This window comes from Polaribacter septentrionalilitoris (assembly GCF_009832745.1).
In the GTDB taxonomy this organism is placed as follows: Bacteria; Bacteroidota; Bacteroidia; order Flavobacteriales; family Flavobacteriaceae; genus Polaribacter; species Polaribacter septentrionalilitoris.
This window is the reverse complement of record NZ_VRMJ01000005.1, coordinates 168,710-179,743: the sequence shown is the minus strand read 5'-3', so window position 1 is coordinate 179,743 and position 11,034 is coordinate 168,710. Positions and strand designations below refer to the sequence as shown.

10 protein-coding genes are annotated in these 11,034 nt (G+C 29.0%); 7 read left to right on the top strand and 3 right to left on the bottom strand.

What is annotated here, in order from left to right; all coding sequences use genetic code 11:
• Positions 1-185: 185 nt before the first annotated feature.
• A complete protein-coding gene (locus tag FP421_RS01245; RefSeq protein ID WP_159946801.1) occupies positions 186-665 on the bottom strand; it encodes a cation transporter in 480 nt (159 codons plus the stop codon).
• 93 nt (positions 666-758) lie between these two features.
• Between FP421_RS01245 and FP421_RS01240 the strand changes: the two genes are divergently transcribed.
• On the top strand, positions 759-1,685 hold the full coding sequence (locus FP421_RS01240; RefSeq protein ID WP_159946799.1) for a DMT family transporter: 927 nt from the start codon (positions 759-761) through the stop codon (positions 1,683-1,685).
• Between the two features lie 2 nt (positions 1,686-1,687).
• On the opposite strand, the gene FP421_RS01235 is transcribed toward FP421_RS01240, so the two are convergent.
• Positions 1,688-3,736 carry a M16 family metallopeptidase gene (locus FP421_RS01235; protein WP_159946797.1) on the bottom strand — a complete coding sequence of 683 codons (2,049 nt, stop codon included), beginning with the start codon at positions 3,734-3,736 and terminating at the stop codon, positions 1,688-1,690.
• Positions 3,737-3,751: 15 nt separating this feature from the next.
• The gene (locus FP421_RS01230) at positions 3,752-5,065 is read right to left on the bottom strand and encodes a M16 family metallopeptidase (protein ID WP_159946795.1); all 1,314 of its coding nucleotides are present in this window, start codon (positions 5,063-5,065) and stop codon (positions 3,752-3,754) included.
• Positions 5,066-5,333: 268 nt separating this feature from the next.
• Here FP421_RS01230 and rplU point away from each other — a divergent pair, with 268 nt between their 5' ends.
• From rplU to FP421_RS01200, 6 genes are all read left to right on the top strand, one after another.
• Positions 5,334-5,840, top strand: coding sequence for a 50S ribosomal protein L21 (gene rplU / locus FP421_RS01225; RefSeq protein ID WP_159946793.1), 507 nt, complete (start codon positions 5,334-5,336; stop codon positions 5,838-5,840).
• A 27-nt stretch (positions 5,841-5,867) separates the two neighbouring features.
• Positions 5,868-6,128, top strand: coding sequence for a 50S ribosomal protein L27 (gene rpmA / locus FP421_RS01220; RefSeq protein ID WP_159946791.1), 261 nt, complete (start codon positions 5,868-5,870; stop codon positions 6,126-6,128).
• Positions 6,129-6,278: 150 nt separating this feature from the next.
• Positions 6,279-8,171 (top strand): sensor histidine kinase, encoded by a 1,893-nt coding sequence (locus FP421_RS01215; protein WP_159946789.1) that lies wholly within the window; start codon positions 6,279-6,281, stop codon positions 8,169-8,171.
• Between the two features lie 95 nt (positions 8,172-8,266).
• The gene (locus tag FP421_RS01210) at positions 8,267-8,989 is read left to right on the top strand and encodes a LytR/AlgR family response regulator transcription factor (RefSeq protein WP_159946787.1); all 723 of its coding nucleotides are present in this window, start codon (positions 8,267-8,269) and stop codon (positions 8,987-8,989) included.
• Positions 8,990-9,228: 239 nt separating this feature from the next.
• Positions 9,229-10,473 carry a 3-deoxy-D-manno-octulosonic acid transferase gene (locus FP421_RS01205; protein WP_159946785.1) on the top strand — a complete coding sequence of 415 codons (1,245 nt, stop codon included), beginning with the start codon at positions 9,229-9,231 and terminating at the stop codon, positions 10,471-10,473.
• 2 nt (positions 10,474-10,475) lie between these two features.
• Positions 10,476-11,033: a YeeE/YedE family protein gene (locus FP421_RS01200; protein ID WP_159946783.1), complete on the top strand. Its 558-nt coding sequence runs from the start codon at positions 10,476-10,478 to the stop codon at positions 11,031-11,033.
• Position 11,034: the final 1 nt, after the last annotated feature.

The following is an 11,034-nucleotide window of genomic DNA, read 5'->3' as shown; positions in this document are numbered from 1 at the left end:
GCTAACAAAATAAGCTATAAAACCGCTAAAAGAAGATTTAAAATGGAACTCAGAAATTTAGCTATTGCCTTGATAGTTCTAAAATGTGAAGGAAATTTAGACCATTTTGAAACCTAAAAAAATGGCCAGAATTTCTTCCGACCATGACTACTAATTAGACTCCTTTCTTTATAATTTTATTTTAATTATGACTTCTTATCTGCGCAACAAGCCATTTTACAATCTTCTAAACAGACCATTTTACCATCGCTATCTTTGGTACAGCATTTGCTTTTTTCTGCTTTCATTTTCATTTTGCAATTTTCTTTACAGTTTTCTGTACAAGTATGTGCTTCTTTTTCTGAAGCAACAGAAGCTTTATACAATTCGCCACCAGCAATTCCGTCAACAAAAGCAATTAAATCTTTTTTTGAAGTTTTATTGGCATCAAATTCAACAGTAGCAATACTGTCTTTAAAAACAACCTTTGCATCTAAAACACCTTCTTTTTTAGATAATTTAGATTCTATAGTTTTTGCACAACCAATTTCACAAGTCATACCAGAAATTGCCAAAGAAACATTTTCTTTTTGTACAGGTAAGGCTTTTTTATTTTCTCCTTTTTTACATCCAACCACTACAAAACAAGTAATGATAGCAGATAGAAATATGTTTTTTATTTTCATCAGAATAAATTATTAAAATATTGTACAAATTTATTAATAAAAGACTACACTTCTGCAGAATTATCGCAATTTCGCCTAAAATTTAACTCCATCATGAATAATCATCAACAGAAGTGGCTGTATCTAATTATACTTTCGATTGTTTGGGGGAGTTCATTTATTTTAATGAAGAAATCTTTGTTGGGGGTAAATCCTGTTCAATTAGGTGCTTTACGAATGCTTTTTACGGCAATTTTTATGTTAATGATTGGTTTTTCATCACTAAAAAAAATACAAAAAAAGCATTGGAAATTTATTTGCTATACTGCTTTAACTGGTACACTTTTTCCTGTTTTTTTATTCGCATTTGCAGTTGACCATATTGATAGTTCAATTGCTTCTATTTTAAATTCTTTAACTCCATTTAATACATTATTACTTGGCTTTTGGGTTTTTGGTATTGCATTTAAAAGAAACCAATTAATAGGAATTTTAGTAGGTTTAATAGGTACGCTTGTGCTGATTTTAGAAGGTGCAGACTTAAACCCTAACCAAAATTATTGGTATTCTTTGCTTATTGTTATTGCATCAATAGGATATGCACTAAATGTAAATATGGTAAAGAAATATTTATCAGATTTAGATGCTATAGCAATTACAACTGGTAACTTTTTATTGTTGATTATTCCTGCTTTTATCATTTTGTTTTTTACAGGATTCTTCTCCACATTTTCAGGAACTGAAACAGAGTTAAATTCTCTAATTTGGATTGCTGTTTTGGCTGTTTTTGGAACAGGTTTAGCTAAAGTATTGTACAATAAAATGGTACATATATCTACTCCAGTTTTTGCATCATCGGTTACTTATTTAATACCAATTGTTGCTATTTTTTGGGGAGTTTTAGATGGTGAAACACTAAGTTTAGTTCAGATTTTAGCAGCAGTTCTAATTCTTTTTGGAGTGTATCTAGTAAATAGAAAAAATAAAAAAGAGTCAAAACATTATGTTTTGACTCTTTTTATAAAGTTTATAAAATCTTAAGATTATTCAAAATCTTTATCAGTAACACCTTCGTTAATTTTAAGTTCTTTAACAACAAAATTTAACATCATTGGTCCGTTTTTCTGATCTATCTTGTAAGGGAATTTCACTCCATTAACCTCTTTATAATCAGAGAATATTGTTGGCATTTTCATTTCTTTTCCATTGGCTAATTTTACAGTTTTAACTTCCTTGATTTTTAATCCAGAATTCAAATCGTAAAAGATTTCTTTATCCATATGTTGTAAAACAATAGCCTTTTTACCATCAATAGGTTCAACTCTTAATAGTTTTCCATCTGTGTATCCTAAATCTTCAAAAAGTGATGTTTTTGCTCTTGCAGTTTCTAATTCCTTACCAGCCATATCTTTTCTTTGACCTCGGGCTTCTGTATAACCTTTTTTACCATCAAAAACAGATTTTTGAAAAACTTGTCCCATTACAGAAACTACTTGAGAAGACTTATTAGGTAGCGCAGACTTAGAAGTTAATACTAATGGAGTACCTTGTATCGTTGCGTTTGCAACCATAAAAATAGAATTTACTTCCATAATTTTGTCTTTACCACCAATAGCATCAATATATTTGTTTATTACTTTAGTTGCTGTCAATCCTTTAGGAATTGGTATTGTCATTTCTGGTTTTTCTGTAGGATTTCCTTCTTTATCAAAGTAATTTATTGGGTAACCTACTTTTTCAAGATTGTCTAGAACATCATTCCCTTTTCCAGTAATTATAACTCTAGCTTTATCGCCTTTAAAGTATTTAAGCGATGCTTTTTTTACATCTTCTAAAGTAACTGAATTTATGTTTTTAATGTAGTTTTCATAATAATCATCTGGTAGATTAAAACGTGCAATGTTTAAAGCAAAACTTGCAGCTGTATTAGGTTTTTGAACATCCATTACAAAACCACCTATATATTCTTCTTTTGCATTTTTAAGTTCTTCTTTGGTTACTCCTTTGTAACGGATTTTATTTACTTCTTTTAAAATTTCTACTACAGAACTATCTGTTACCATATTTCTTACACTTGCATTTGCTCTAAATGAGGCTGCATATCTATTTGCTCTAATACTAGAATAAGAACCATAAGTATATCCTTTATCTTCTCTTAAATTGTTAAATAGTCTTGCAGAACCTCCTCCACCTAGTATTTTATTGGCAAGTAATGCAGCATAATAATCTTTGTCACCAACTTTTAAATTGATATTATTAATTACAGTAATTTCAGACTGAACTGCGTTAGGCATATTAACAAAGTTAATTTCTGTATGATCTACATTTGTTGGTTTAGTAATTTCATTATTTGGAATGTTACCTTTTTCCCAATTTCCAAAAAGTTTTTTTACGAGTTTTTTTGTTTTCCTTGGATTGATATCTCCAATAATAACTAAGTATGCATTATTTGGTCTATAGTATGTTTTGTAATTGTTTTCAACATCTTCTAGTGAGATATTATTCACAGTTTCTTTAGTTGTAAATTCTCCATATGGATGGTTTTTTCCATAATTTAAAACACTTTCCACTCTTCTTGCAATTGTTGAAGCATCTTTTTCTCCAGATTTTAAGTTTTCTAAAGTCACTTTAACTTCTTTCTCAAATTCCTCTTTGGTAAATTCAGAGTTTTTTACACCATCAGCCATTAACTTTAGAACTTCAGGAAAATATCTAGATAAAGATCTAGCACTAGCTCCAGAACTAAAAAAGTTTATACTTGCACCAATAAAATCTACTTTCTCATTAAACTCATCTTTAGTAATGTTAGATGTTCCTCTACCTAATAAGCTTCCCATTAAACTAGATACACCTGCTTTGTCACCTTCTACATAAGGTTTATTATCAATAGTTAAGCTAGCAGATACACGTGGTAATTTATGGTTTTCTACCATAATAACTGTTAAACCATTTTTTAAAGTAAACTTTCGTGTCTTTTTTAGTTTAATTACAGGATCTGGTCCTGGTTTAGGCATTTTGCTTCTGTCTATTTGAGCATTAGCTACAAAAGACATTGTTAATACTGTAATAAATAATAATATTTTTGTTTTCATAATATAATGTCTTTCCTATTTTTTCTTTGGTAAATACTCTAAAATTAATCTTTGGTTGGTTTGTAAATACTTATTAGCAACCTCTTTAATTTCTTCTCTTGTAATAGATCTATAAATCTCTATTTCAGAATTAATTAAGTTTGTATCTCCATACATTACATGATATCTTGCCAATGAGTTTGCAATACCTGTAACACTCGAGTTTGAATTCACAAAGTTATTTTCGAATTGGTTTTGAAGCTTCATAAATGCTTTTTCAGAAATTAAATCTTTTTGAATTTTTGCTATCTCTTCATCCATTTCTGTTACCAAATCATCTAATGATACCTCGCCTAAAGGAAGAGCAAATAGTGCGTAAATACCATAATCTTGCTGAGAGATGTTAACAGCTTGTACACCTAAAGCCATTTTTTTGGTATCCACCATTTTTTTATACAAAATAGAACTTTTACCTCTACTTAAATATGAAGAAATCATATTTAAAACTCTAGCATCTCTAGACTTAAAAGATGGGGTTCTATAAGCAGCTATTATCGCAGGAATTTGAATATTCTTATCATAAGCTTTTGCTCTAAACTCTTTAGTTATTGGAGCTTCTTTTGGAAATTCTCTAACAACTTCTGCCCCTTTAGGAATTGGGCCAAAATAGTCTTGAATCATTTTTTTAGTTTTAGAGATATCAATATCTCCTGCAACTACTAAAGTTGCATTATTGGGCACATAGTATTTTTTATTAAATGCTAAAAATTCATCTAAAGTAGCTGCATCCAAATCATCCATATATCCTATGTTCGGATCTTTGTAAGGATGTACTTTAAATAAGTTTTTACTAATAGAATTTAAAATATTTGAATATGCTCTATTATCGTAATTATTTCTTTTTTCTTCTTTAACAACTTCATTTTGAGTATCTACACCATCTTGTTTAATAATAGGATGTAACATTCTTTCAGATTCCATCCAGAGTCCTAGTTCTAATTTATTTGATGGAAAAATTTCATAGTAATAAGTTCTATCTTGAGTAGTGTTGGCGTTATTTCTTCCACCATTAGAAGAAACAATTTTAAACCATTCTCCTTTTTCAATGTTTTTTGTTCCTTCAAATAAAAGGTGTTCAAAAAAATGAGCAAACCCTGTTCTTTCTCTACTACCATCTTTACCTCCAACACCATACATCACAGATGTTATTATTACTGGTGCAGAATTGTCTTGGTGCAAAATTACGTGCATACCATTGTTTAAATCATACTCTTCAAACTCAACTTTTTGTGCATTTCCAGAAAATGCAACTAAAAAAAGTGAAGCAAGAGATAAAATACTTTTCTTCATTAGGTTTTTAATTTTATTAATTATTAATGTTTTTGTTTGACGCATTCTTATTGAATTTGTTACAATAATTAGTCAAGCAATTTTATTTTATTCAAAAATAAGAAACTCAATACAAAAACAATGATAAAATACTATTTGTTAGGCAAGATTGTACTGTAATTATTTTTTTAAGAACAGTGTTGCTAAAAAGCAAAAAAGATGTATATTTGCATCCGCATTTTCAGCAAGTTAATGCAATTAATAAGTATAAATACGCAAAACAAATAGTATGTACGCAATCGTAGAGATAGCAGGGCAGCAGTTTAAAGTAGCAAAAGACCAAAAAGTATACGTACACCGTTTACAGGGCGAAGAAGGATCAAAAGTAACTTTTGATAACGTTCTTTTAACTGAAGATAAAGGTAGTGTAACTATTGGCGCCCCAGCTATAGAAGGAGCCGCAGTAACGGCAAAAATCCTAAGTCACTTACAAGGTGATAAAGTAATCGTCTTTAAAAAGAAAAGAAGAAAAGGTTACAGAAAGAAAAATGGACACAGACAAGCTTTAAGCGAGATTCAAATAGAATCTATTGCTGGAAGTGGTGCAAAAAAATCAGCAAAAAAAGAAGCTGCTCCTAAAAAGGAAGCTGCTCCAAAAGCTGAGGTAAAAGAAGCTGCAACAACAGATTATAGTTCTATGACTGTTGCTGAATTAAAAGCTGCTGCAAAAGAAGCAGGTATCAAAGGGTATACTTCTTTAAAGAAAGCAGAATTAATTGAAGCTTTAACTAAATAAAAATTTCAATTTTAAAACCATAGTATCATGGCACATAAAAAAGGAGTAGGTAGTTCGAAGAATGGTAGAGAATCAGAATCGAAACGACTAGGAGTAAAAATATTTGGAGGACAAGCTGCAATTGCAGGAAATATTATTGTTCGTCAAAGAGGAACTGCTCACAATCCAGGAGAAAACGTTTATATGGGTAAAGATCATACTTTACACGCTAAAGTTGATGGAATTGTTGAGTTTAGAAAAAAGAGAGATAACAAATCTTATGTATCTGTTACCCCTTTTGAAGCTTAAGAATAGCTGATAAGAAAATAAAAAACGCTCAAACATATTTTGTTTGAGCGTTTTTCTTTTTTAGAGCATTATCTTCTTTATATAAAAATTATTTGTGTAGTTTTATCTTCTAACAAATTCTTAATAATGAGGTTATATATATTCACCTTTATGTGTTTTCTTGTAGTAAATATCTATGGGCAAAATGCATCTAAAAATTACTATTCTCATAAGGTTGAAAAATTTGTTTTAGAAAAAAAAATAGATTCTGCTCGTTATTTTTTAGATTCTATCTCAGAAACATCTTACAAGAACACGTTAAATAGGTTTATTAAAAAAGAAAACCTTTCTTACAAAGAATATTATACTTTCATTTCAAGATTAGGAAATCGTCAATCTGTAAAATATATAAAGATTTCAGATTTTATTGATCAAGAGATAAAAGTACCTTCTAGTAAAACAATCAATTTAGATTACGCAGAAATTAAATGGACTCAAGTTTCTAAGTTAAGAGATGAAGTTGGCTTGGATGAAGCTTCAGCAATTCAGAAAGATTTAGAAAACTATATAAATCAATTTGATGATAAAAACCCAGAGGTTCTAAAAATTAAAACAAAGATTAGAACACATCCTGTGGTAATGTACCTTATTGAACAAGATGTTAAAAAAGGGAAAGCACTTATTGCTAATAGTTTAGAAATTGCAAAAAAACTAAATGACAAAGAATTACAAATTATATTCTTATATCACTTAACAGATTTTTTACTTCTTGAAGGAAAACTCCAAGAATATATTGATGTTAGTGAGAAGAGTTTAGCACTCGAAGAAGAGTTGCCAATACATACCAATTATTATTACAGCATTATTGAGCACTTAATAGACGCATATGCATACAAAGGCGGACATAATGATAGGGTAATAAAACTAATTAATATTCTTTATGAGAATCCATCAACAAGAATCCATACCTATTCTCTTTATGCTAAAATTATATCAAGGTTAGATAAGAATTCAACTATTAAAAATGATATCCTTAAAAAATTTAATGTTACAACTGTACCAGAATTAACGTCAAAATTTAAAAAATTAGGAAAGGATTTGAATCCAAATGATTTTTATCAATTAATTAACGAGAGTTCTAGAGCATTAGCTAAAAATGCTTATACTAATTTAGCATTGAATTATAAAGATGAAGCAATTCAAATCACTAGAAAAATTTATTCTCAAGATTTGTCAAAGTCATTGGCAAATTACAAAACAGAACAAGCAGTAAAAAAGAAAGAATTAGAAATTAAGCACGAAAAAGAAAAAACAACTTTGTATGGTGTTATCGCTATTCTTGCTTTTATCTTATTTGTAATTAGTCTATTAGTTTTAAGAAAAATAAAAAAGCAATCGAAACAACTTTCTGATAAAAATAAAATCATTGCAAAAGCGCTTCAAGAAAAAGAATTATTGGTAAAAGAAGTGCATCATAGAGTAAAGAATAATTTTCAGATAGTTTCTAGTTTATTAGAATTACAAACCAAAGGAATAGAAGATGAAAAAGCCTTAGAATTAGCAAATGAAGGAAAAAATAGAGTAAAATCTATGGCATTAATCCATCAAAAGTTATATCAAGAAGAATCTGGGTTGATTGATTTTGATGAATATATCAAACTTTTAATTCGAGAACTATCGTCAATGTATTCTTCAGATAAAAAAGTAGCAACTTTGGTAGATTCAAAAGATATTAAATTTGATGTAGATACTGCAATTCCTTTAGGTTTAATCATTAATGAAATTATTACAAATTCATACAAATACGCTTTTAGAAATGATGCTGATAACAGTTTATCAATATCTATAGAAAAAGCAAAAGAAGACAATTATAAATTAATTATCGAAGACAATGGTCCTGGTTTGTCAAATAATTTTGATGTAAAGAAAGCCAAAAGTTTAGGGTTACGATTGGTGAATAGATTGGTAAAACAATTACATGGAACTTTAAAGCAAAGTAATACCCAAGGAGCAAAATTTGAAATCTATTTTAAAGACAGTGCGTCAAGGCAATTGGTAAATTAGATTTAGGTTAGGTATTTTGTGTTTCAGAACATTTTTTAATGTCTTAGTACCAAATAATATGATTGATTCTTATTTTAGTGTAAAAATTGAATCTAATGAGTAAAGTGAAAATTCTTGTTGTAGAAGATGAAATGATCATTGCTGATAATATTTGTGATGCTTTAGAAAACTTAGGTTATGAGGCTCTAGAGCCAGCAATTAATTACACTGAAGCCATTGAAAGGATAGAAAAAGAAAAACCAGATATTGCCATTTTAGATATTCATTTATCTGGTAGAAAAACCGGGATTGATATCGCCAAAAAAATAAGAGAATCTTTTAATTTTCCGTTTATTTTCTTAACCTCAAATTCTGATACACTCACTGTTAATCAGGCTAAAGAGGTTATGCCACCTGCGTATTTGGTAAAACCTTTTTCTAAAGATGAGTTGTATACCTCTATAGAAATAGCATTGCATAATTTTTCAAAAAAAATTGGCGAAATTAATAGCGATAACTTAATTATTAAAAATTCACTCTTTGTAAAAGACAAAGGATTTTACTCAAAAGTCCATTTTGATGATATTTTATATTTAAAAAGTGCACATGTTTATATTGAGATTATTTTAAAATCTCATCAGAAAATGTTGGTAAGAACTAGTTTGAATGACATAATAGAAAAATTAAACGATAGTTTTATTAGAATTCACAGAGGCTATATTATTAATACAAAATACTTGTCACAAATAACCCACACATCAGTTAAGATTCTTAATGAGGAAATTCCAATAGGAAAGAAATATAAGGATGATATTGTAAAAAGAATCAACTTAATTTAATAACTCTTTAGTTTTTAGAACAATATATTTCCGTTCAGAACATTTTTCAAGTACTAATACCACTTTTAGTGTAAATTTGATTAAGAATTTAAGAGTGTTATAACATTTTTCGGGGGAATGTGATGTTACTGCAAATCTTAAAATTCGAAAATAAAATTAAGCTATCCATTTAGGGTAGCTTTTTTTATGTTTTTTATTTCTTTGATTTTGGCTAAGTACTATTTCGTACTTTTGCAACTATGAAATTTTTCTACAACTTATTGGTATTCAAAGCATCTTTATTCTTGCCAATTATTGGGCTATTCAATAAGAAAATCAAGCTTTTTGTAGACGGAAGAAAAGAAACTTTTTCCAAAATATCTCCCTTAAAACATCAAGATGTCATTTGGTTTCATGCGGCTTCTTTAGGCGAATTTGAACAAGCAAGACCTATTATTGAAGAAATTAAAAAACAATATGCTAAGTATAAAATCTTAGTCACTTTTTTCTCACCTTCTGGATACGAAATTAGAAAAAATTACAACTTAGCAGATGTGGTTTGTTATTTACCCCTAGATTCTAAATCCAATGTAAAACGATTTGTTAAAATTGTAAATCCAAAATTAGCAGTTTTTGTTAAATATGAATTTTGGCCAAACTTGTTAAATGAACTCCAAAAAAATGAAGTGTCAACCATTTTAGTTTCAGGAATATTAAGAGATAAGCAGTTGTTTTTCAAATGGTATGGAGGGTTTATGCGAGCATCTTTAAATGCTTTTCATCATTTTTTTGTACAAGACCAAAAGTCTGAAAAATTATTAAAATCAATCAATTTTAACAACGTTACAATAGCAGGAGACACTCGTTTTGATCGTGTTTCTAAAATTTTAGAACAAGACAATACTCTTAGTTTTATTACCGAATTTAAAGACAAACAATACACCATTGTTGCAGGTAGCACTTGGGCAGAAGATGAAGAATTATTAGTGAATTATATCAATAATCAATCATCAGAAAATGAGAAATTTATCATTGCACCACATAATATTAAAAAAGAAGCTATTTTAGAATTAGAGAAATCTATCCATAAAAAAATAGTTTTATATTCTGATGTCATTGCAAACAAAGTGAAACAACCTTTAAAAGAACACCCAGTTTTTATCATTGATACCATTGGAATTTTAACTAAAATTTATGCAGCCGCAGATGTTGCTTATGTTGGTGGAGGTCTAAAAACAGGTTTACATAATATTTTAGAGCCTGCAACTTTTGGAATTCCTGTAGTGATTGGAAAAAAATACGACAAATTTAAAGAAGCTGTAGATTTGGTGAAAATTGGAGGTTGTCTCTCAATAAAAGATCAAGAAGAATTTACTGATGCTTTTAATCTTTTAAAAAATGATGAAAGTTTTAGAAATCTAACAGGAATTATCAACAAAAAATACATCCAAGATAATTTGGGTGCAACAACATTAATTATGAATTATTTAAAAACACAATTGTAATTATGGATTTTATATTACAACCTTGGGCTTGGTATATAGGTGGTCCATTAATAGCGATTTCATTGCTATTGTACTTTTACTTTGGCAAAAACTTTGGAGCATCAACCAACTTCGAAACCTTATGTACCATGGCTGGCGCAGGTAAAATTTCTGACTATTTTAAGACAGATTGGAAAGAAAGAAGTTTTGCCTTATTATTTGTTATCGGATTAATTATTGGCGGATACATTTCATCAATATATTTAATCCCTGAACAAACTATAGATTTGAACCCAAATACGGTACAAGAATTATCAAACTTAGGGTTTTCTAATATTGGTAACCAATATTTTCCTGATGAAATTTTTAGTGATGAGGTTGTCTTTTCTCTTAAAGGATTTTTAATTCTGTTAGTTTCTGGAGTGTTCATTGGTTTTGGAACACGTTATGCAGGAGGTTGTACTTCAGGTCATGCAATTACAGGGTTAAGCAGTTTACAATTGCCATCTTTATTGGCAGTAATTGGCTTTTTTATTGGCGGTATTATAGCTGCTTGGTTTTTAATTCCAATACTTTTTTAGA